Annotated in this window: 21 protein-coding genes; 14 read left to right on the forward strand and 7 right to left on the reverse strand. The window is 65.7% G+C overall.

All coding sequences use genetic code 11. The features are described 5' to 3' along the window. Positions 1–12: 12 nt before the first annotated feature. Together QMX85_RS12425 and QMX85_RS12430 are read left to right on the forward strand one after the other, a co-directional pair. Complete coding sequence (locus QMX85_RS12425; protein ID WP_090227236.1) at positions 13–327, forward strand: YqfO family protein; 315 nt, start codon at positions 13–15, stop codon at positions 325–327. A 72-nt stretch (positions 328–399) separates the two neighbouring features. Then, positions 400–1,704, forward strand: coding sequence for a diguanylate cyclase (locus QMX85_RS12430; RefSeq protein ID WP_282341283.1), 1,305 nt, complete (start codon positions 400–402; stop codon positions 1,702–1,704). Here QMX85_RS12430 and QMX85_RS12435 read toward each other — a convergent pair. Then, on the reverse strand, positions 1,701–4,199 hold the full coding sequence (locus QMX85_RS12435; protein ID WP_282341285.1) for an EAL domain-containing protein: 2,499 nt from the start codon (positions 4,197–4,199) through the stop codon (positions 1,701–1,703). The two genes, QMX85_RS12430 and QMX85_RS12435, sit on opposite strands and share 4 nt — an antisense overlap. Positions 4,200–4,308: 109 nt before the next feature. After that, entirely contained in the window at positions 4,309–5,937 is a 1,629-nt protein-coding gene (locus QMX85_RS12440) for a methyl-accepting chemotaxis protein (RefSeq protein ID WP_282341287.1), read from the reverse strand. 199 nt (positions 5,938–6,136) lie between these two features. Between QMX85_RS12440 and QMX85_RS12445 the strand changes: the two genes are divergently transcribed. After that, positions 6,137–6,490, forward strand: a complete 354-nt coding sequence (locus QMX85_RS12445; RefSeq protein WP_090227247.1) for a helix-turn-helix transcriptional regulator — start codon at positions 6,137–6,139, stop codon at positions 6,488–6,490. Between the two features lie 12 nt (positions 6,491–6,502). Here QMX85_RS12445 and QMX85_RS12450 read toward each other — a convergent pair whose 3' ends face one another. Together QMX85_RS12450 and QMX85_RS12455 are read right to left on the reverse strand one after the other, a co-directional pair. After that, a complete protein-coding gene (locus tag QMX85_RS12450; protein WP_282341290.1) occupies positions 6,503–7,006 on the reverse strand; it encodes a L,D-transpeptidase family protein in 504 nt (167 codons plus the stop codon). Between the two features lie 28 nt (positions 7,007–7,034). Further along, a complete protein-coding gene (locus QMX85_RS12455; RefSeq protein ID WP_090227252.1) occupies positions 7,035–7,589 on the reverse strand; it encodes an NUDIX hydrolase in 555 nt (184 codons plus the stop codon). 147 nt (positions 7,590–7,736) lie between these two features. Between QMX85_RS12455 and QMX85_RS12460 the strand changes: the two genes are divergently transcribed. From QMX85_RS12460 to purT, 4 genes are read left to right on the forward strand one after another with little or no spacing between them, the layout of a single operon-like run. Beyond that, on the forward strand, positions 7,737–8,339 hold the full coding sequence (locus QMX85_RS12460) for a CoA pyrophosphatase (protein ID WP_090227255.1): 603 nt from the start codon (positions 7,737–7,739) through the stop codon (positions 8,337–8,339). Between the two features lie 15 nt (positions 8,340–8,354). Next, positions 8,355–8,879, forward strand: a complete 525-nt coding sequence (locus tag QMX85_RS12465) for a gamma carbonic anhydrase family protein (protein ID WP_282341298.1) — start codon at positions 8,355–8,357, stop codon at positions 8,877–8,879. Continuing rightward, complete coding sequence (locus tag QMX85_RS12470) at positions 8,879–9,067, forward strand: DUF1289 domain-containing protein (RefSeq protein WP_282341300.1); 189 nt, start codon at positions 8,879–8,881, stop codon at positions 9,065–9,067. The genes QMX85_RS12465 and QMX85_RS12470 overlap by 1 nt, the downstream gene beginning before the upstream one ends. A 59-nt stretch (positions 9,068–9,126) precedes the next feature. Next, entirely contained in the window at positions 9,127–10,308 is a 1,182-nt protein-coding gene (gene purT, locus QMX85_RS12475) for a formate-dependent phosphoribosylglycinamide formyltransferase (RefSeq protein ID WP_282341301.1), read from the forward strand. Positions 10,309–10,509: 201 nt separating this feature from the next. Here the strand turns inward: purT and QMX85_RS12480 are convergent, their stop codons facing one another. The 3 genes from QMX85_RS12480 to ccsA form a co-directional block, all read right to left on the reverse strand. Further along, positions 10,510–11,826 carry an MFS transporter gene (locus QMX85_RS12480; protein ID WP_273232273.1) on the reverse strand — a complete coding sequence of 439 codons (1,317 nt, stop codon included), beginning with the start codon at positions 11,824–11,826 and terminating at the stop codon, positions 10,510–10,512. Between the two features lie 278 nt (positions 11,827–12,104). Further along, on the reverse strand, positions 12,105–13,361 hold the full coding sequence (locus QMX85_RS12485; RefSeq protein WP_282341303.1) for an HlyC/CorC family transporter: 1,257 nt from the start codon (positions 13,359–13,361) through the stop codon (positions 12,105–12,107). A 12-nt stretch (positions 13,362–13,373) separates the two neighbouring features. Then, positions 13,374–14,174: a cytochrome c biogenesis protein CcsA gene (ccsA, locus tag QMX85_RS12490; RefSeq protein WP_282341304.1), complete on the reverse strand. Its 801-nt coding sequence runs from the start codon at positions 14,172–14,174 to the stop codon at positions 13,374–13,376. A 162-nt stretch (positions 14,175–14,336) separates the two neighbouring features. Between ccsA and QMX85_RS12495 the strand changes: the two genes are divergently transcribed. The 7 genes from QMX85_RS12495 (at position 14,337) to xerD (ending at position 19,916) form a co-directional block, all read left to right on the forward strand. Continuing rightward, entirely contained in the window at positions 14,337–15,179 is an 843-nt protein-coding gene (locus tag QMX85_RS12495; RefSeq protein ID WP_282341305.1) for a DMT family transporter, read from the forward strand. 72 nt (positions 15,180–15,251) lie between these two features. Beyond that, positions 15,252–16,628 (forward strand): signal recognition particle protein, encoded by a 1,377-nt coding sequence (ffh, locus tag QMX85_RS12500; protein ID WP_282341307.1) that lies wholly within the window; start codon positions 15,252–15,254, stop codon positions 16,626–16,628. A gap of 218 nt (positions 16,629–16,846) precedes the next feature. After that, positions 16,847–17,098: a 30S ribosomal protein S16 gene (gene rpsP / locus QMX85_RS12505; protein WP_090227279.1), complete on the forward strand. Its 252-nt coding sequence runs from the start codon at positions 16,847–16,849 to the stop codon at positions 17,096–17,098. 15 nt (positions 17,099–17,113) lie between these two features. Further along, positions 17,114–17,641: a ribosome maturation factor RimM gene (gene rimM, locus QMX85_RS12510; RefSeq protein ID WP_282341344.1), complete on the forward strand. Its 528-nt coding sequence runs from the start codon at positions 17,114–17,116 to the stop codon at positions 17,639–17,641. Between the two features lie 14 nt (positions 17,642–17,655). After that, positions 17,656–18,399, forward strand: a complete 744-nt coding sequence (gene trmD / locus QMX85_RS12515; RefSeq protein ID WP_282341310.1) for a tRNA (guanosine(37)-N1)-methyltransferase TrmD — start codon at positions 17,656–17,658, stop codon at positions 18,397–18,399. Positions 18,400–18,444: 45 nt separating this feature from the next. Next, entirely contained in the window at positions 18,445–18,795 is a 351-nt protein-coding gene (gene rplS, locus QMX85_RS12520; RefSeq protein ID WP_090227287.1) for a 50S ribosomal protein L19, read from the forward strand. Between the two features lie 224 nt (positions 18,796–19,019). After that, positions 19,020–19,916 carry a site-specific tyrosine recombinase XerD gene (gene xerD / locus QMX85_RS12525; protein ID WP_282341312.1) on the forward strand — a complete coding sequence of 299 codons (897 nt, stop codon included), beginning with the start codon at positions 19,020–19,022 and terminating at the stop codon, positions 19,914–19,916. Positions 19,917–19,975: the final 59 nt, after the last annotated feature.

A 19,975-nucleotide genomic window follows, 5' to 3' on the forward strand; every position in this document is an offset into this window, starting at 1 on the left:
ACGGTATCCGGCATGTACAAGCTGTGCTTTTACGTTCCAGACACTCACCTGGAGAGCGTCAAGCAGGCGGTTTTCCAGGCCGGCGGTGGACGTATCGGCGATTACGACCAGTGCTGCTGGCAGGTGCTGGGCGAGGGGCAGTTCCGTGCCTTGCCGGGCAGCGCGCCGTTCATCGGCGAGGTCGACCGGCTCCAGCGGCTCCCCGAATGGAAGGTCGAACTGGTGGTGGCCGATGCCTCGATCCGCGCCGTGGTCGACGCGCTGAAAAGGGCGCATCCCTACGAAACGCCGGCGTTCGATGTCTGGCGCCTGGAAACCCTGGATTAGACGCCCTGACGTCGGACCTGCATGCCGTGGTGGCATAATGGCCATCTCAGCATTCGCGTGTCGGTAGTTACGATGCCCCAACTGCTCAGCCCCAGCGAAGCTCGCGCCGAGATCCGCCGTCTGCGCGAGATGATCGCCCACAACACGGACTGGCTCTGGGAAGTCGACGCCCAGGGTCGCTACACGTTCAGCTCCGAACATTGCCGCACGCTGCTCGGCTACACGCCGGAGCAGATGCTCGGGCGCACGCCCTTCGATTTCATGCCGGCCGACGAAGCGGCGCGGGTCGGCCAGATGTTCCTCGAAATCGTTGCCGAGCGGCGGCCGTTCTCCGGCCTGGTGAACCGCAACCTGTGCGCCGATGGCAGCCTGGTGGTGCTGGAAACCAGCGGCATTCCGCTGTTCGACGAGCACGGCGAATTCCGTGGCTACCGTGGCATCGACCGCGACATCACCCAGGGCATCGGCCTGCTCGGCCAGCGCAGCGTGCAGCTGGAGGCGCTGTATGCCGCGGCCCCGGTCGCGCTCGGCCTGATCGACCGGCAAGCCCATGTGGTGATCGCCAACCGTGCGCTGGCCGCGCTGCTGGGCGATTCGCTGAATCGGCTGGTGGGCCGGCCGATCGCCGATTTCCTCCCGGAGGATCAGCTGGATGTCGCGCGCTGCTTCGTTCGCCTGGATGCCGGCGAGACGCTGGCGGACCTCGAGCTGGACTGGCGCGAGCGTCATCATCAGGTCGGCCTGCAGGGCGTGCGCGACCCGGCGGGGCAGGTAATCGGCCTAACCCTGGCGCTCACCGACGTCACCGAGCAGTACCGGATGCGCGAGCAACTGGCGGCGGCCAACGCGCGGCTGAGCGAGGTCGCCGAGAAGGATTACCTCACCGGCCTGCCCAACCGCCGTCGCTTCGACGAGGCGCTGACGCAGGAGATCGCCCGCGCGCGCCGCGCCGGCCTGCCGTTGTCGCTGCTGATGCTCGATGTCGACCTGTTCAAGCCGTTCAACGATCACTACGGCCATCCTGCCGGGGACGAATGCCTGCGCCGGCTGGCCGAGCTGTTTCGTCAGGTGGTGCGTCCGGGCGATCTGGTCTGCCGGTACGGCGGCGAGGAATTCAGCGTGATCCTGCCGGGCACCTTGGCCGAGGAGGCGCGGCGGGTCGCCGAGCGCTTGCGTGAGCGGGTCGAGCAGGCCGAGCTGGAGCACGCCTACGCACCGCTCGGCCGGGTCACCGTGAGCCTCGGCGGCGCCTGCCTGCCGGCAGGTGGGGAGTGGCCCGCGGCGACGCTCACCGATGCCGCCGACCGCGCGCTCTACGCGGCGAAGGAGGGCGGACGCAACCGCGTGTGCATCGTCGCCTGCACAGGCGACGACTAAGCCCGGCGTTCGGCCAGCCAGATTTCCAGCTGCGCGGCGGGCAGCGGGCAGGAGAACAGATAGCCCTGGGCGACGTGGTAGCCCTGCTGCCTGAGAATCTCGAACTGGCTGACGCTCTCGATGCCCTCGGCGACCACCGTAAGCTCCAGACTCTGGCCGATGTTGATCACTGCATCGCTGAGGGCGCGACTGGACGCGTCGTTGTCGAGGTCGTCGACGAAGCTCTTGTCCAGCTTCAATTCGCTGATCGGCAGCCGGCGCAGGTAGCTCAGGCTGGAATAGCCGGTGCCGAAGTCGTCCATCGCCAGGCGCACGCCGAGGCTGTAGATGTCGTCGAGGGTCTGCAGAATGCCCGGGTTCACGTCCACCAGCACGCCCTCGGTGATCTCCACGGTGAGGTCGCGCGGCACCAGCCCGTGCCGGCGCAGCGCATCGGCGATGGTCTGCGGCAGGGTCAGGTTGTGGAAATTGGTCGGCGACAGATTTACTGCGATCGACGGAATCGACAGTCCCTTGCCGCGCCAGTCGGCCAGCTGGCGGCAGGCCTCGTTCAGCGCCCAGTCGCCCAGCGCATCGATCAGCCCGCATTCTTCGGCCAGCGGAATGAAGTGCGCCGGCGATACCTCGCCGAGCTGCGGATGGCACCAGCGTGCCAGGGCTTCGACGCCATGCAGGTTGCCATCGGCGAAGCTCACCTGCGGCTGATAGTGCAGGTGTAGCTCGCCGGCCAGCAGCGCGGCCTTCAGCGCCGCTTCCAGCGCCATGCGTTCCTGGGCGAGGCGGTTCATCTCGTGGCTGAAGAAGCTGAAACAGCCGCGCCCGGCCGCTTTCGCGTGGCCCATGGCGAGGTCGGCATGCTGCAGCAACTGCTCCATGTCGCGGCCGTCCTCGGGATACAGGGCGATGCCGATGCTCGCCGAGGGGGTCAGGCTGCCGCCGCCGACCAGGCAGGGCTCGGCGAGGCGTTGCTGCAGGTCCTCGGCCAGGTCGGTGGCCTGCGCGAGGTCGTGGAAGGGGCAGACCAGGACGAATTCGTCGCCGGACAGGCGACCGACGATGTCGCCGCTGCGGCGCTCCTGCTTCAAGCGCTCGGCGATGATCCGCAGCAGCTCGTCGCCGCAGGGATGGCCGAGGCTGTCGTTGATCTGCTTGAAGCGATCCAGGTCGATGAACAGCACCGCCAGCGACCCACGTGCCTGCGCAACGCCATCGATGGCGTGTTCGGCCTTGGCTTGCAGCAGGCTGCGATTCGGCAGGCCGGTGAGGCTGTCGTAGGAGGTGATCTGGCGGATTCGCGAGCGGGTTTCCTCGCGCTCCAGGGCCAGCGCGCAGAGGTGCGTGCTGACCTCTACCAGGCGCCGGTGCAGCGCGCTCGGCTCGCGGGATTCGCGGTAGTAGAAGGCGAAGGTGCCGATCACCCGGTCGTCGCTGGACATGATCGGCGTCGACCAGCAGGCGTGCAGCTCCGCTGGCACCATATGCCGGTAGTCGGCCCACAACGGATCGCTGCCGATGTCCCTCACCAGCACGGGCTGGCGGCGAAACGCTGCGGTGCCGCAGGACCCTGCGAACGGCCCTATGGCGGCGCCTTCCAGCGCCTGCGAGTAGGCGGCGGGCAGGCTCGGCGCGGCCAGCGGGTGCAGTTTGCCGTGCTCGTCGACCTGCTGGATCGAGGCGACCACCTGCGGCGCGATGTGCTCCACCTCGCGGCAGACCAGCGCCATCAGCTCGCCCAGCGGCATCTCGCGGACCATCGCCTCGAGCACCTGATGCTGCAGCACCTGATGGATCTTCGAGTCGGTGATGTCGGTCAGCAGGCTCACGCTGTTGATCAGCCGGCCGTTCTCATCGAACACCGGGTTGCTGGTCACGCTGCACCAGATGCGCTGGCCGTGGCGGTCGTGCACCAACTCCTCGGCGTGATAGGACAACCCGCTGGAAAGGCGCTCGCGCAATGCCTCGATCATCGTCTGCAACTGGTGCGTAGCGATCAGCGGTGCCGGCGTGCGGCCGAGGCTTTCCGCCTGCGAATAGCCGAACAGGGTGCTGAAGCCGTTGTTCACGTAAAGGATGCGCCACTGGCCGTCGGTGATGATCACCGCGCTGTCGGTGCGGTCGGCGGCGAGCGAAAGCAGGTGGGTGCGCTCGACCTCGCGGCGCTGTTCGGTGATGTCCCTGATGAAGGCGGTGTAGAACACGTTCTCGGCGATCTCGAGGCGGGCGCAGTTCATCGATCCCCAGCGCCGGCTGCCGTCGTGGCGTTCGATCAGTACGTCCTGGGTAAGTGGCGCGGAACCCTCCGCGCGGCGTTGCAACAGGTGCGGCAGCAGGCCGCTCACCGGCCGCCCGAGCACCGTCTCGCGCGGCCGGCCCCAGAGCTGCTCGGCGGCAGCGTTGAACATCACGATGCACCCTTCGGGGTCGATGGTGAGCACCGCGTCGGGACCGCGTTCGAGGGTCTGGGTGCGAATTTCCGCAAGGTGCCGGTCAGTCATCACGGCTCTCGTCGTCGGGCGGAACCTCGGTCATGGCGTGCCCCTAAGGCGGGCGTTTTCCCAGGCTTCCACGCAGGATTAGCAAGGATAGACGGCGACGGCCTGCCGGTCAGGTTTTGAAGTGCAGGACCATCCCATTGAGTTCTACGGCCAGGCGCGACAGTTCGTGGCTCGCCGCCGCGGTCTGGTTGGCGCCGGCCGAGGCCTGGGTGGAGAGGTCGCGGATGTTCACCAGATTGCGGTCGACTTCACGGGCGACCTGCGCCTGCTGCTCGGCGGCGCTGGCGATCACCAGGTTGCGCTCGGTGATCTGGTTCACCGCGGCGAAGATCTCCTCCAGCGTGCGGCTGGTCGCCTGGGTGTTGTGCAGGGTCGAATGGGCGCGCCTGCTGTTCTGCTCCATCGAATTCACCGCGGTATCGGTGTTCGCCTGGATGCCGCCGATCATCTCCTCGATCTCGCGGGTCGACTGCTGGGTGCGGTGGGCGAGGCCGCGCACCTCGTCGGCTACCACCGCGAAACCGCGCCCGGCCTCGCCGGCGCGGGCGGCCTCGATGGCGGCGTTGAGCGCCAGCAGGTTGGTCTGCTCGGAAATCGCGCGGATCACCTCGAGCACCTTGCCGATGTGTCGGGTCTGTTCGGACAGCTCGCGGATCAGCTGCGAAGTCGCCTGCACGTCCTGCGACATGCCGTTGATCTCGTCGATGGTGCACTGCACCTGGTCGCGGCTATGCCGGGCCAACTGGTTCGAGGCATTCGTCGCCTCCGAGGTGGCGACCGCGTTGCGCGCGACTTCCTCCACCGCGGTGGTCATCTGGTTGACCGCGGTGGCCGCCTGCTCCAGCTCCTGATGCTGCTGGTGCAGGCCGCGATTGCTTTCCTCGGTCACCGCGCTGAGCTCTTCCGCCGCCGAGGCCAGCTGGTTGGCCGAACTGGTGATCTGGCCGATGGTTTCACGCTGGCTGTGCTGCATGTGTTGCAGCGAGCGGAACAGCACACCGATCTCGTTGTTCGAGCCGGTGGCGATGTGGGTGGTCAGGTCACCGTCGGCGATGTGCTCGAAATGCCGGCTGGCTTCGCGCAGCGGCTGGAGAATCTGCCGGGCGATGAACAGCCAGCAGCCGATGGCGAGCAGCAGGCCCAGGCCGATCAGCACGACGGCCTGGATGCGCGCGACTTCGTAGCGCCCGCTGGCGGTCTGCATGATGGCCGCGGTGCGTTTGCCGACGTGCTCGCTGAAGGTGGAGATCGCCTTGTCGAACGCGCCGTTCGCCTCGCGGGCCTTGAGGTTGACCTCGACGTAGCGCGTCGCCGAGCCGCCGCTGAGCGCCTCGAGCTGCTCATCCAGTGCCGCGCTGTAGGTGCTGAAGCTCTGCTCGATGGCCCTGGCCAGTTGCTCGCCTTTCGGGCTCTTTTCCATGCCGATGAATTGGCCGAAGGCTTCGCGCGCCTTGGCCGACAGGCTTTTGGTCAGTTCCAGGCTCTGTTTCGCCCTGTCGGTTTCGCCCGCCTGCATTTCCAGGAAGGCGCCCGCCATCGCCAGGCGAGTGCGCAGGAAACCAACGTAGGTTGCGTCGATCAGACCGAGCTGGCGGATGCCGACATCCTCCAGCTCCTGGATCTGCCGGCTGCTGTTGTGCGCATCGTTCCAGGCTGTGGCGGTGGAAACCAGCAGTGCGGTCAGCAGGGCCGTGAGTACCAGCAGCATGCCCGTGCGGACCTTCAGATTCTTCAGCATGCGATTCCTCCCTGAATGTGCCATTTAGTTGGCATCCAATTGCTGCCGCCATACGGCTATTCTTTAAATCGCTATCGAGAAAAGTCAATCTTTAATAACGTAATGCGTCATTTCTTAATGCCTTCCACGTCATTCGCTTGAACCCCTGGCGCCTTGAAAATGTCCGGTTAATAGGGACTGATGCGTCGAGGTAGCAAATTTGAAAGACAAGGGAATCGCATCGGAAGTGGGCGCGGCCATCGCGGCGCTGCGCAAGCAGCAGCGCCTGACGCAGGCGCAGGTCGCCGAGTCGATCAACGTGGAGAAGGAGACGGTCAGTCGCATCGAAACCGGGGTGATTTCCCCGAGCCTGGCGCGCCTTCGGCAGATTGCCGACGTGCTCGGCTGTACGCCGGCGGACCTGTTCCGCCCCGGCTCGCCGGATGCGCTGGATCAGGCGCATAAGATCGTAGAGCTGCTGCAGGGGTTGAACGAAAACGAGCGGGCGATGGTGGTGAGGGTGGTGGGTGAGGTGGCCGGGGCGCTCAGGCAGCGCCCGTGCAAGGAGGCCTGAGCGAAGCGTGGCTCAGGGGCGGATTTCGATCAGCGTGCCGTCCTTGACCAGCGTCCAGATCTCGCGCATGTCATCGTTGGTCAGGGCGATGCAGCCCTCGGTCCAGTCGAGGCTGTTGAAGTACCACTCGGGGTATTCCTCGTCGATCGGCGTTCCGTGCAGCATGATCATGCCGCCGGGTTTGACCTTGAGCTCGGAGGCGCGGTCCTTGTCGCGGGCGTTGGGGTAGGAGATGTGCATCGCCAGGTTGTAGCGGCCGCTGGGTTTGCGCCAGTCGATCCAGTAGAAGCCTTCCGGGGTGCGCTTGTCGCCTTCCTGGATCTTCGGGCCGGTGGGTTTCTTGCCCAGCGAGATGCGATAGGACTTGAGGGTCTCGCCCTTGCTGATCAGGTGCAGCCGGTGTTCGGACTTGAGCACCAGCACCTTGTCTACCTGCTTGCCGTCCAGCGTCGAGGTGACGTTGCCCAGGGCGAGGGTGGCGAAGGACAGACAGACAAAGGTGAGCAACCAGCGCATCGACGACGAGACCTAGAGAAAGGGGTATTCAAGCTTTTCGGAAGCGCGCCAGCAAGGGTTCCAGCGGCTCGTTACGTACCGGAAACAGGGCGTTCGGGCGGTCCGCGAAGAACCATTCTAAGGTACGCCCGATGGTCGGAAAAGCCAGCTCCGACCAGGGGATTTCCGCTTCGTGGAAGAGTTTGACCTCGAGGCTTTCGTCGCCGGCGGCAAAATCCAGATCGACCAGTTCCGCGCGGAACAGCATGTACACCTGGCTGATGTGCGGCAGGTCGAACACGGTATAGAGCTGCAGGCCGCTGACCCGCGCGCAGGCTTCCTCCAGGGTTTCCCGGGACGCCGCCTGTTCAGTGGTTTCGCCGTTCTCCATGAAGCCTGCCGGCAATGTCCAGAAGCCACGGCGCGGCTCGATCGCGCGACGGCAGAGGAGCACCTGTTCGCCCCACACCGGCAGGCAGCCGGCGACTATTCGCGGGTTCTGGTAATGCACGAGCTGGCATTGGTCACAGACGAAACGTGGGCGGTTGTCGCCGGCGGGAATCCGCTCGCTGACCGTACCGCCGCACTGGTTGCAGAATTTCATCCGGTCTCCGGCGTGTTGTTGTGGTGATGCATGGCATCAGGCCCGGAGGGAAAAAGCAACGCCCGCCCGGCGTGGCGTCGCCCGGGTCTTGGGCCGATGCGACAGTTCGTGCCATGATGCCGTCAAACGAAAAAACCGAGAGCGCCCATGCAGGACGAACTGCTCCAGAAGGTAAGGAGCTATACCCCGCTTATTCTGCCCCCTGAGCAGAATTTCCCCGAAGCGGCGGTATTGCTGCCGATCACCCGCAGCGACGAGCCCGAACTGGTGCTCACCTTGCGCGCCAGCGGGTTGTCCACCCACGGCGGCGAAGTCGCCTTTCCCGGCGGTCGTCGCGACCCCGAGGACCAGGACCTGGTCGCCACCGCGCTGCGCGAGGCCGAGGAGGAAATCGGCCTGCCGCCTGGCCTGGTGGAGGTCGTCGGCCCGCTGAGCACGCTGGTCTCGCGCCACCGCATCAAGGTCACGCCATACGTCGCGGTGGTTCCGGATTACGTCGAGTATGTCGCCAACGACGGCGAGATCGCCGCGGTGTTCAGCGTGCCGCTGAGCTTTTTCCGCGAAGACCCGCGCGAGTTCACCCACCGCATCGACTACCTCGGGCAGAGCTGGTACGTGCCCAGTTATCGCTTCGGCGAGTTCCGCATCTGGGGGCTCACCGCGATCATGATCGTCGAGCTGATGAACCTTCTGTACGACGCCGGTATCGACCTTCACGAGCCGCCGGACACCTTCCTCACCTTGCGCTGAGCCTGGAGAACAATGATGAAGTACCGCCTGGGAGATTCCCGCGTCGACGCTCACCCGCAAAGCTGGGTCGCGCCGAACGCCTCGCTGATCGGCAAGGTCCGCCTGGATGCCGGCGCCAGCGTCTGGTTCGGCGCCGTGCTGCGCGGCGACAACGAGCTGATCCACATTGGCGAGAACAGCAACGTGCAGGACGGCACCGTGATGCACACCGACGCCGGCGTGCCGCTGAACATCGGCAAGGGCGTCACCATCGGCCACAACGCCATGCTGCACGGCTGCACGGTCGGCGATTTCAGCCTGATCGGCATCAACGCGGTGCTGCTCAACGGCGCCAGGATCGGCCGTCACTGCATCATCGGCGCCAACGCGCTGATCCCCGAGGGCAAGGAAATCCCCGACGGTTCGCTGGTCATGGGCTCGCCCGGCAAGGTGGTGCGCGAGCTCAGCGAGCAGCAGATGAAGATGCTCGAAGCCAGCGCCGCGCACTACGTGCACAACGCCCAGCGCTACGCGCGCGACCTGGTCGAGCAGGACGACTGATGCAGGAGCGCCCGCTGAAGTCGCCCTGCGTGAACATCTGCGCGCTCGACGAAGACGACCTCTGCAGCGGCTGCCAGCGCTCGGCGGCGGAAATCACCCGCTGGTCGCGGATGGACAACGACGAGCGCCGCCAGGTGCTCGCTCGCACCGTCGAACGCGCACGAGCCAAAGGCCTGCTGATCTCGTAAAATCCGCCTCCTTTTTTTCACTCCACGCGCCGCTGGCGCCTGCCTGCAAGGAAATCGACATGCCCCGTCTCGGAACCCCGCTCTCGCCGAGCGCCACCCGCGTCCTGCTCTGTGGCTCCGGCGAGCTCGGCAAGGAAGTCGCCATCGAACTGCAGCGTCTGGGCGTCGAGGTGATTGCCGTCGACCGTTATGCCAACGCCCCGGCGATGCAGGTCGCGCACCGCAGCCACGTCATCGACATGCTCGACGGCGCGGCCCTGCGCGCGCTGATCGAGCAAGAGAAGCCGCACTACATCGTTCCCGAGATCGAAGCCATCGCCACCGCGACCCTGGTCGAGCTGGAGGCCGAGGGCTTCACCGTGATCCCCACCGCGCGCGCCGCGCAGCTGACCATGAACCGCGAAGGCATCCGTCGCCTGGCCGCCGAGGAACTTGGCCTGCCGACCTCGCCGTACCGTTTCGCCGACAGTTTCGAGGAATTCCGTGACGCCACCGTGGCGCTCGGCTTCCCGTGCCTGATCAAGCCGATCATGAGTTCCTCGGGCAAGGGCCAGAGCGTGCTGAAGAGCGCCGATGACCTGCAGACCGCCTGGGACTACGCCCAGGCCGGCGGCCGCGCCGGCAAGGGTCGGGTGATCGTCGAGGGTTTCATCGATTTCGACTACGAGATCACCCTGCTTACCGTGCGCCACGCCAACGGTGTGACCTTCTGCGATCCGGTCGGCCATCGCCAGGCCAAGGGCGACTATCAGGAATCCTGGCAGCCCCAGGCGATGAGCGAGGCCGCGCGCGCCGAAGCCGAGCGTATCGCCCTGGCGGTGACCGGCTCGCTGGGCGGCCGCGGGCTATTCGGTGTCGAGCTGTTCGTGAAGGGCGACATGGTCTGGTTCTGCGAGATTTCCCCGCGCCCGCACGACACCGGCCTGGTCACGCTGATCTCCCAGGACCTCTCCGAATTCGCCCTGCATGCGCGGGCGATCCTCGGCCTGCCGATTCCGGCGATCCGCCAGTTCGGCCCGTCCGCCTCGGCGGTGATCCTGGTGGCCGGCGAGTCGCGCGAGATGAGCTTCGGCAACCTCGGCGCCGCGCTGAGCGAGCCGGACACCGCGTTGCGCCTGTTCGGCAAGCCGGAAGTCTCCGGCCAGCGCCGTCTCGGCGTGGCATTGGCGCGCGACGAGTCGATCGAGGCCGCCCGCGCCAAGGCGACCCGTGTCGCACAGGCGGTCGACGTCACGCTCTGAGTCCACCGGCCACAAAAAATGGCCTGGAGCCATTTTTGACATCGCCCTGCGACTGCCCGGAGGGTAGTGGCCATGGAGGGCAAACCACAAAAAAAGCCGGCGCTTTTGGCGCCGGCTTTTTCATGTTCGTCAGTGGGGCGACTGCGGGCCAAGGCTCTTGACACCTCGTAGGGTGGGCTGAAGCCCACCCTGTGCGACCGCTTACAGATCCGTTTCGCGCGTTTCGCGCATCAGCAGCACCGCCAGCAGGCTCAGCCCGGCCGCCACCGAAACATAGCCGCCGACCCAGCCCAGCCCGCCGGCGGCCACCAGTTTCTGCGCCACGTAGGGGGCCAGCGAGGCGCCGAGGATGCCGCCCAGGTTGTACGCCGCGGACGCACCGGTATAGCGCACGCGGGTCGGGAAGAGTTCCGGCAGCAGTGCGCCCATCGGGGCGAAGGTGACGCCCATCAGGAACAGCTCCAGCGACAGGAAGATCGCTACGTCCACCACCGAGCCGCTGCTCAGTAAGGGTTGCATGGTGAAGCCGGACGCCACCGCGGCCAGGCAGCCGACGATCAGAACCGGGCGGCGCCCGAAGCGGTCACAGGCGAGCGCCGATACCGGCGTGGCGGCGCCCATGAACAGCACGGCGAAGCACAGCAGGCCGAGGAATTCCTCGCGGGTGAAACCCAGCGAGCTGACGCCGTAGCTCAGCGAGAAGACCGCCGAGATGTAGAACAGTGCATAGCACACCACCATCGCCAGCGAGCCGAGCACCACGTTGCGCCAGTGCCGGGAGAACATCTCGGCGATCGGCAGGCGTGCGCGATCGTGCTGCTGCAGCGCCTTGGCGAACACCGGGGTTTCGTGAAGCTTGAGGCGCACGTAGAGGCCGACGATCACCAGCAGCGCGCTGAAGAGGAACGGGATACGCCAGCCCCAGGCGCGGAACTGCTCTTCGCTGAGGGTCATCGCCAGAGTCAGGAACAGCCCGTTGGCGGCGAGGAAGCCGATCGACGGGCCCATCTGTGGGAACATGCCGAACCAGGCGCGGCGGTGCTTGGGTGCATTCTCCGTGGCCAGCAGCGCAGCGCCGCCCCATTCGCCGCCCAGGCCGAGGCCCTGGCCGAAACGCAGCACGCAGAGCAGGATCGGAGCCCAGGCACCGATGGCGTCGTAGCCCGGCAACAGGCCGATCAGCGTGGTGGACAGGCCCATCAGCAGCAGCGACGCGACCAGCGTCGACTTGCGCCCGATGCGGTCGCCGAAGTGGCCGAACAGCGCCGAACCCAGCGGTCGGGCGAGGAAGGCGATGCCGAAGGTGATGAAGGCGGAGAGCGCCTGGGCGGTGCCGGAGGTCTGCGGGAAGAACACCGGGCCGATCACCAGCGCGGCGGCGGTGGCGTAGATGTAAAAGTCGTAGAACTCGATGGCGGTGCCGATGAGGCTGGCGACGGCGACGCGCGCGGTCGAGTTGGCCTGCACGGGGGCGTCGGCATCGGCCTCGCGCGCAGCGGTATAGGTGGCGGTATTCATGCACGGATCCCGTTATTGTTTGGCCGGCCTTGGCGGTGGCCGGTTGGCTTTCGTCGTGCCGCCTGGGAAGCGGGCGCCCGGGTCGGGCGAGGAGGGCGCTGTCGCGGCAGGGTTGGCGCGGCAGCGAGAACTTCGGTGCACCGGCGGACCGGGCGGGAAGCGGCAGTGGCGGGCCTGCGTCGGCATCGCGGATGGCAAGCGGACGAAGGCAGGGGCTGGGTAAGCTGACGGCGATTATACGGGGGACGAAGGGGCGCCGGGCAACCCCTCCGATCGTCTCAGCCCTGGTTCGGGCGCGGCGCGAGCCAGACACGCACGCGGGTCGCGCGGTTCTCCGCGGCCTGCAGGATCTCCAGGCGATAGCGACCGATCTTCAGGCACACGCCGCTGTCGGGGATGCCTTCCAGCGCCTCGGTGATCAGGCCGTTCAGCGTGCGCGGGCCTTCCACCGGCAGTTGCCAGCCAAGGGCGCGGTTGATGTCGCGGACATGGGCCGCACCGTCGATCACCTGGGTGCCGTCCGGCTGGGTCTGGATGTCGGCATCCTGGCTGTCGTCGCTGCTGTGGAACTGCCCGACGATCTCTTCCAGGAGGTCTTCCAGCGCGCAGATGCCAAGCACTTCGCCGTACTCGTCGACGACGATGCCGATGCGCCGCTTGTGCTTCTGGAAGTTCATCAGCTGCACCGACAGCGGCGTGTTTTCCGGCACGAAGTACGGCTCGTGGCACACACCACGCAGGGCGTCCTTGGTCAACTGGTCGTGGGTCAGCAGGCGGGCGATCCGGCGCATGTGCAGGATGCCTTCGATCTGGTTGATGTCGCCGCGGAATACCGGCAGGCGGGTATGCGAGGTGCTGCGCAACTGGGCGACGATCCGCTCGATGTCGTCGTTCAGGTCGATTCCCTCGACCTCGTTGCGCGGAATCATGATGTCATCGACGGTCATCTTGTCGAGGATGCCAAGCAGCAGGTGCTGGCGCTGCTCCGGCAGGACCTCGTCGATTTCCTCGGGCGGACTTTCTTCGCCGGACAGGTTCTCGCCCTGTGGCGGTGGCCGGATGCCAACCAGCCGCAGCAGCGCGCCGGCGATGCGGTCGAGCAGCCAGAAAGGCGGGTAGAGCAGCTTGACGGCAATCTTCAGCGGCCCGGCGCAGGCGAATGCCAGTGCCTGCGGGTGGCGGGCGGCGATGCTGCGCGGCAGCAGGGTGGCGACGATCAGCCAGGCGATTAGCAGGGCGGCCACCGCGCCGAACAGGCCGGGCTCGCCGCGCAGACGCAGACCGAGCAGTCCGGCTACCGCCGCGCCGAACATCAGCGCCAGGCTGTTGCCGAGCAGCAGGCTGCCGAACAGGCGTTGCGGACGTTTGAGCAGGGCGTTGATGCGCTTGGCGCCGAGCGAGCCCTGGCTGGCCAGCTCGCGCAGTTGCTGCCGGTCGAGCCCGAGGACGGCGCTCTTGCTCGCCGAGAAGAACGCCGAGGCCAGCGCGAGAAAAACCAGCAGGCCAATCAGCGAGCCTTGATCGAGAGTGTCCACGGCAACCTAGGGTCAGATGTGCAGGATGAATTCGCGGACCAGCTTGCTGCCGAAGTAGGCCAGCATCAGCAGGCAGAAACCCGCCAGGGTCCAGCGGATCGCCTTGTGCCCGCGCCAGCCGAGCTGGTGGCGGCCCCAGAGCAGCACGCCGAAGACCACCCAGGCCAGGCACGAGAGCAGGGTCTTGTGCACCAGGTGCTGGGCGAACAGGTCCTCGAAGAACAGCCAGCCGGAGAACAGCGACAGCGAGAGCAGGACCCAGCCCGCCCAGAGAAAGCCGAACAGCAGGCTTTCCATGGTTTGCAACGGCGGGAAGTTCTTGATCAGTCCGGAAGGGTGCTTGTGTTTCAGTTGGTGGTCCTGGAGCAGCAGCAGCAGCGCCTGCAGCACGGCGATGGTGAGCAGGCCGTAGGCGACGATGGACAGCAGGATGTGCGCGAGAATCCCCGGCTCCTCGTCGATCGGCTGCACCGTACCGGCCGGCATCAGCTGCGCCAGCATGGCGGTCAGCGCGCCCAGCGGCATCAGCAGCAACAGCAGGTTCTCCACCGGAATGCGCAGGCAGGCGAGCAGGGTAATAAGGATCACCGCGAAGGCGATCAGGCTGGACGCATTGAAGAAGTCCAGCGCCAGGCCCTGGGTCGCGTGCAACTGCATGAACAGGCTGCCGCCATGGAAGAACAGCGCGAGCGCGCCGAATACACCGATCAGCAGCTTGTTCGGCTTGACGCGCTGGTGAACGCGCAGGCCTTGGTAAGCGGTGACACCAAGATAGAGGAGGGCGGCGGCGAGGCTGGGCAGCAGAGGGTGCATAGATCCTTGAGGCATGGGCCCGAAAGGGCGTGAGTGTGGCATACAAGCAGGCGTCCACGAAAGTATCGGCCCCGCCGGGAGGCGCTCCGCCACGGGGTCGACGCTCATTTCGCGGGCGGCGATCGGCTGTTGCTATGCTGTGGCGCCGGTCAGGAGTCCGCCATGTCCGCAAGCGTTGTATTGATGGTGCTGTTCGCCGCGCTGCTGCATGCCGGCTGGAACACGGCGGTGAAGTCCGGTCACGACAAGTCGCTGAATGCCGTACTGGTCAGTGCCGGCGCCGGCGCCATCGCGGCGCTCGGGCTGTGCTTCGTCGAGGCGCCCTCGCCGGCGAGCTGGCCGTACCTGGCGTGCTCGGTCTGTGCGCAGGTCATCTACTACCGGCTGGTCGCGGCGGCCTATCGGCACGGCGACCTGAGCCAGGCCTACCCCTTGATGCGCGGCACTGCGCCGCTGCTGGTGGCCCTGGCGAGCGCACCCCTGCTCGGCGAATCGCTGTCGCTCACCGGCTGGGGCGGTGTGCTGCTGATCTGCTCGGGCGTCCTCGGCCTGGCGGTGGATGCCTGGCTGCGTGATGGCGTGAGCGCGAGAGCCACCGGGCTGGCGCTGCTGAATGCCTGCGTGATCGCCAGCTACACGCTGATCGACGGGGTGGGCGTGCGTCTGTCGCAGGCGCCGGTCGGCTACACGCTGTGGATCTTCTTCCTGACCGCCATTCCGTTGCTCGGCTGGACGCTGTTTCGCCGGCCGCGCGAGCTGCTGCGCTACGCCCGGTCGCGGCCGGCGTTGCCGCTGGTGGGCGGCAGCGGCACCCTCGGCTCCTATGGCATCGCGCTGTATGCGATGACGCTGGCGCCGGTGGCGAGTGTCGCGGCCTTGCGGGAAACCTCGATCCTGTTCGCCACGCTGCTCTCGGTGCTGCTGCTCGGCGAACGCATCGGCCCGCGACGTGGCGTGGCGACGGCCTTCATCGCGGCGGGCGCGATGGTGATCCGTCTGGCCTGAGAAGCCATTCGCCAATGCTGTTGATATACTCCCCGGCCTTGCCGCCAGCCCGCATTTTTCAAAGGAACGCGCATGTTCGAAAACTTGACCGACCGTTTGTCCCAGACGCTTCGCCATGTCACCGGCAAGGCCAAGCTGACCGAGGACAACATCAAGGACACCCTGCGCGAAGTGCGCATGGCGCTGCTCGAGGCTGACGTCGCACTGCCGGTGGTGAAGGACTTCGTCAACAAGGTCAAGGACCGCGCGGTCGGTACCGAGGTGTCGAAGAGCCTGACGCCCGGCCAGGCGTTCGTGAAGGTGGTGCGCGCCGAGCTGGAAGAGCTGATGGGCGCGGCCAACGAGGACCTGGTCCTCAACGTCACACCGCCCGCGGTGGTGCTGATGGCGGGTCTGCAGGGCGCGGGCAAGACCACCACAGTCGGCAAACTGGCGCGCTTCCTCAAGGAGCGCAAGAAGAAGTCCGTGATGGTGGTGTCGGTCGACGTCTACCGCCCTGCGGCGATCAAGCAGCTGGAAACCCTGGCGGGGGAAGTCGGCGTCACCTTCTTCCCGTCCGACATCGGCCAGCAGCCGGTGGCGATCGCCGAAGCGGCGATCCGCGAAGCCAAATTGAAATTCATCGACGTGGTGCTGGTGGATACCGCCGGCCGACTGCACGTCGATGCCGAGATGATGGCCGAGATCCAGGCCGTGCACGCGGCGGTGAAACCGGCCGAGACGCTGTTCGTGGTCGATGCCATGACCGGCCAGGACGCCGCCAACACCGCCAAGGCCTTCGGCGAGGCGCTGCCGCTCACCGGCGTGGTGCTGACCAAGGTCGACGGTGACGCCCGCGGCGGCGCGGCGCTGTCCGTGCGCCACGTGACCGGCAAGCCGATCAAGTTCCTCGGCATGGGCGAGAAGAGCGATGCGCTCGAGCCGTTCCACCCGGACCGTATCGCCTCGCGCATCCTCGGCATGGGCGATGTGCTCAGCCTGATCGAACAGGCTGAGCAGACCCTGGATCGCGAGAAGGCCGAGAAACTCACCAAGAAACTGAAGAAGGGCAAGGGCTTCGACCTCGAAGACTTCCGCGACCAGTTGCAACAGATGAAGAACATGGGTGGCCTCGGCGGCCTGATGGACAAGCTTCCGCAGATGGGCGGGGTGAACCTGGCGCAGATGGGTAACGCCCAGGGCGCGGCAGAGAAGCAGTTCAAGCAGATGGAAGCGATCATCAACTCGATGACCCCGCACGAGCGCCGCGATCCGGACATCATCAGCGGCTCGCGCAAGCGCCGCATCGCCATGGGTTCGGGGACCCAGGTGCAGGACATCGGTCGGCTGATCAAGCAGCACAAGCAGATGCAGAAGATGATGAAGAAGTTCACCGCCAAGGGCGGCATGGCCAAGATGATGCGCGGGATGGGCGGTATGCTTCCCGGCGGCGGCATGCCCAAGCTCTGAGAGACTGCCCGCGATGGCCCGCTGGGTAAGTCGTGAGCGGGTTTCGAGGCGGCGAGTCGGGTGGCGCGAGCAATTCGTGCCGTCCGGCCGTTACAGCCGCCCATTTTGAAAAAGCCATTTGCAAATATCCGGATAATCCTTAGAATATGCGGCCTTTCGGGCCCCTATGGCCCATTGCTTGTTTTGATTTGAAGCACCGACTACAGGAACGAAGTTCAATGGTAACCATCCGTCTTGCCCGTGGCGGCTCCAAGAAGCGCCCCTTCTACCACCTGACCGTGACCAACAGCCGCAATGCGCGCGACGGTCGCTTCGTCGAGCGTATCGGCTTCTTCAACCCGGTTGCTTCCGGCGCTGAAGTCAAGCTGTCGGTCGATCAGGAACGCGCCAGCTACTGGCTGAGCCAGGGCGCACAGCCGTCCGAGCGCGTTGCACAACTGCTCAAGGAAGCTGCCAAGGCTGCGGCCTAAGCCTCCATGAATACGTTGCCGGCGCCCGCCGAGGATCTGATCGTTCTCGGCAAGATTTTCTCGGTGCACGGCATTCGCGGCGAAGTGAAGGTGTATTCCTTTACCGACCCGGTCGACAACGTGCTGGACTATCGCCGTTGGACGCTCAGGCGTGACAACGAGGTCAGGCAGGTTGAGCTGATTGGCGGACGGCCACAGGGCAAGTTCCTGGTGGCGAAGCTGAAGGGGCTCGATGATCGCGATGTCGCTCTGACCTTCGCGGGCTTCGAAATCTGCGTTCCCCGCAGCGAGTTGCCGGCACTCGGCACCGACGAGTACTACTGGCACCAACTGGAAGGCTTGAGGGTCATCGATCAGCTCGGACAACTGTTCGGCGTGATCGACCACTTGCTGGAGACCGGTGCCAACGACGTGATGGTGGTCAAGCCCTGCACCGGCAGCCTCGATGATCGCGAACGCCTGCTGCCCTACACGGAGCAGTGCGTGCAGTCGATCGATCTGGTCGCCGGAGAGATGCGGGTCGACTGGGATGCGGACTTCTGATTTGCGTGAATGCCATGCGGGTTGAAGTCATCAGCATTTTCCCGGAGATGTTTTCCGCCATCAGTGGATACGGCATCACCAGCCGTGCGGTGAAACAGGGTCTGCTCGCGCTGACCTGCTGGAACCCGCGGAGCTTCACCGAAGATCGCCACCAGACGGTGGACGACCGACCGTTCGGTGGCGGCCCAGGCATGGTGATGAAGATCGAGCCTCTGGAACGGGCGCTGGCAGCTGCCAGGCAAGCCGCCGGAGAGCGGGCGAAGGTGATCTACCTGTCGCCCCAGGGTCGCCAGCTGAAACAGGCGGTCGTACAGCAACTGGCGCAGGAAGAGTCGTTGATCCTCATCGCCGGACGCTATGAAGGTATCGACGAACGCTTCATCGAAGCGCACGTGGATGAAGAATGGTCGATTGGCGATTACGTGTTGTCCGGCGGTGAGCTGCCGGCGATGGTGCTGATCGATGCGGTGACCCGCTTGTTGCCCGGTGCATTGGGGCATGCGGATTCCGCCGAGGAGGACTCGTTCACCGACGGCCTGCTCGATTGTCCGCACTACACTCGACCCGAAGTGTATGCGGATAAAAGTGTTCCGCAGGTGCTGCTCAGCGGCAACCACGAACACATCCGGCGTTGGCGTTTGCAGCAGGCCCTAGGGCGGACCTTCGAACGACGTGCCGATCTTCTGGATAGCCGCTCGCTTTCTGGAGAAGAGCAAAAGCTGTTGGCGGAATACCTTCGCCAGCGGGACGATAGTTAACGTATCGATGGCAGGCCCAGAGGGTTTGTCTTAGGAGCGCACGACATGACCAACAAGATCATCCAGCAGATCGAAGCCGAACAGATGGGCAAAGAAATTCCGCCCTTCGCCCCGGGCGACACCGTTATCGTTCAAGTCAAGGTGAAGGAAGGCGACCGTCAGCGTCTGCAGGCCTTCGAAGGCGTAGTGATCGGCAAGCGTAACCGCGGCCTGAACAGCGCGTTCACCGTTCGCAAAATCTCCAACGGCGTTGGCGTCGAGCGTACTTTCCAGACCTACTCGCCGCTGGTCGACAGCCTGAGCGTGAAGCGTCGTGGTGACGTTCGCAAAGCCAAGCTGTACTACCTCCGCGAACTGTCCGGCAAGGCAGCGCGCATCAAGGAAAAACTGGTCTAAGACCGGTCGCCTTGACGAAAAAAAGCAGCCCGCGGGCTGCTTTTTTATTGCCTGCGATTCGTCCACGGTGGAAGCCCTTTTTGCTGCGAGCCGTGATCGTCCGTCTCTTCGGTTTCCCGCCGTGCAAGCGCGGCCTCATTCCGCCGCCGAGCGATCCTGCCCCGTGCTTTGCGCCAGCCCGCCGCTGTGAAAGACTGCCGGTCCGTTCCCGTCGTGTTCGCCCCATGCCCGCCAAAGACCATCCGCTAATCGATCGTTTCCTTGATGCCCTGTGGCTGGAGAAGGGCCTGTCGCCGCACACCCGTTCGGCGTACCTAAGCGATCTGACGCATTTCAACGGCTGGCTCGATGAGCGTGGCGTCGAGCTGCAGCTTGCCGGCCGCGAGGCGGTTCTTGATCATCTGGCCTGGCGTCTGGGCGGGGGCTACAAGGCCCGCTCGACGGCACGCTTTCTCTCCAGCGCGCGGGGCTTCTACCGCTATCTGTTGCGCGAGGGGTTGATCGACAGCGACCCGACCCTGCTGGTGGAGCTTCCGCAACTGGGCCGGCCGCTGCCCAAGTCGCTGTCCGAAGCGGATGTCGAGGCGCTGCTGGCGGCGCCAGACCTGGAAACGACGATCGGCCTGCGCGACCGCGCCATGCTCGAAGTGCTCTACGCCTGCGGCTTGCGGGTCAGCGAGCTAATCGGCCTGACGCTGGAACAGGTCAACCTGCGCCAGGGCGTGGTGCGGGTGTTCGGCAAGGGCAGCAAGGAGCGCCTTGTACCGCTGGGAGAGGAGGCGATGCTGTGGATCGAGCGCTACGTGCGCGAGGCGCGCGGGGCGCTGCTCGATGGCCGGCCAAGCGATGTGCTGTTTCCCAGTTCGCGCGGTGAACAGATGACCCGGCAGACCTTCTGGCACCGGATCAAGCTGCAGGCGAAAGTCGCCGGAATCGCCAAATCGCTGTCGCCGCACACCCTGCGGCACGCCTTCGCTACCCATCTGCTGAACCACGGCGCCGACCTTCGGGTGGTGCAGATGTTGCTAGGCCACAGCGACCTTTCCACCACGCAGATCTATACCCACATCGCCCGTGCGCGTCTCCAGGAGCTGCACGCCCAGCATCATCCACGCGGCTGACGGCCGGCGTCTCTCACGGCAAACGGCGAAGGAAGGCGCCGGCGTGCCTGTGGTAGTCT

The organism is Pseudomonas sp. PS02288 (genome assembly GCF_029959715.1).
Lineage (GTDB): Bacteria > Pseudomonadota > Gammaproteobacteria > Pseudomonadales > Pseudomonadaceae > Pseudomonas_O > Pseudomonas_O kuykendallii.

Coding starts and splice junctions, on each gene's coding strand:
- QMX85_RS12430 (WP_282341283.1), top strand. CDS start 400: ATGCCCCAACTGCTCAGCCCCAGCGAAGCTCGCGCCGAGATCCGCCGT.
- QMX85_RS12495 (WP_282341305.1), top strand. CDS start 14,337: ATGTCCGCAAGCGTTGTATTGATGGTGCTGTTCGCCGCGCTGCTGCAT.
- ccsA (WP_282341304.1), bottom strand. CDS start 14,174: ATGCACCCTCTGCTGCCCAGCCTCGCCGCCGCCCTCCTCTATCTTGGT.
- purT (WP_282341301.1), top strand. CDS start 9,127: ATGCCCCGTCTCGGAACCCCGCTCTCGCCGAGCGCCACCCGCGTCCTG.
- QMX85_RS12440 (WP_282341287.1), bottom strand. CDS start 5,937: ATGCTGAAGAATCTGAAGGTCCGCACGGGCATGCTGCTGGTACTCACG.
- QMX85_RS12465 (WP_282341298.1), top strand. CDS start 8,355: ATGAAGTACCGCCTGGGAGATTCCCGCGTCGACGCTCACCCGCAAAGC.
- QMX85_RS12480 (WP_273232273.1), bottom strand. CDS start 11,826: ATGAATACCGCCACCTATACCGCTGCGCGCGAGGCCGATGCCGACGCC.
- QMX85_RS12435 (WP_282341285.1), bottom strand. CDS start 4,199: ATGACTGACCGGCACCTTGCGGAAATTCGCACCCAGACCCTCGAACGC.
- ffh (WP_282341307.1), top strand. CDS start 15,252: ATGTTCGAAAACTTGACCGACCGTTTGTCCCAGACGCTTCGCCATGTC.
- trmD (WP_282341310.1), top strand. CDS start 17,656: ATGCGGGTTGAAGTCATCAGCATTTTCCCGGAGATGTTTTCCGCCATC.
- QMX85_RS12460 (WP_090227255.1), top strand. CDS start 7,737: ATGCAGGACGAACTGCTCCAGAAGGTAAGGAGCTATACCCCGCTTATT.
- rpsP (WP_090227279.1), top strand. CDS start 16,847: ATGGTAACCATCCGTCTTGCCCGTGGCGGCTCCAAGAAGCGCCCCTTC.
- xerD (WP_282341312.1), top strand. CDS start 19,020: ATGCCCGCCAAAGACCATCCGCTAATCGATCGTTTCCTTGATGCCCTG.
- QMX85_RS12425 (WP_090227236.1), top strand. CDS start 13: ATGTACAAGCTGTGCTTTTACGTTCCAGACACTCACCTGGAGAGCGTC.
- QMX85_RS12470 (WP_282341300.1), top strand. CDS start 8,879: ATGCAGGAGCGCCCGCTGAAGTCGCCCTGCGTGAACATCTGCGCGCTC.
- rplS (WP_090227287.1), top strand. CDS start 18,445: ATGACCAACAAGATCATCCAGCAGATCGAAGCCGAACAGATGGGCAAA.
- QMX85_RS12450 (WP_282341290.1), bottom strand. CDS start 7,006: ATGCGCTGGTTGCTCACCTTTGTCTGTCTGTCCTTCGCCACCCTCGCC.
- QMX85_RS12455 (WP_090227252.1), bottom strand. CDS start 7,589: ATGAAATTCTGCAACCAGTGCGGCGGTACGGTCAGCGAGCGGATTCCC.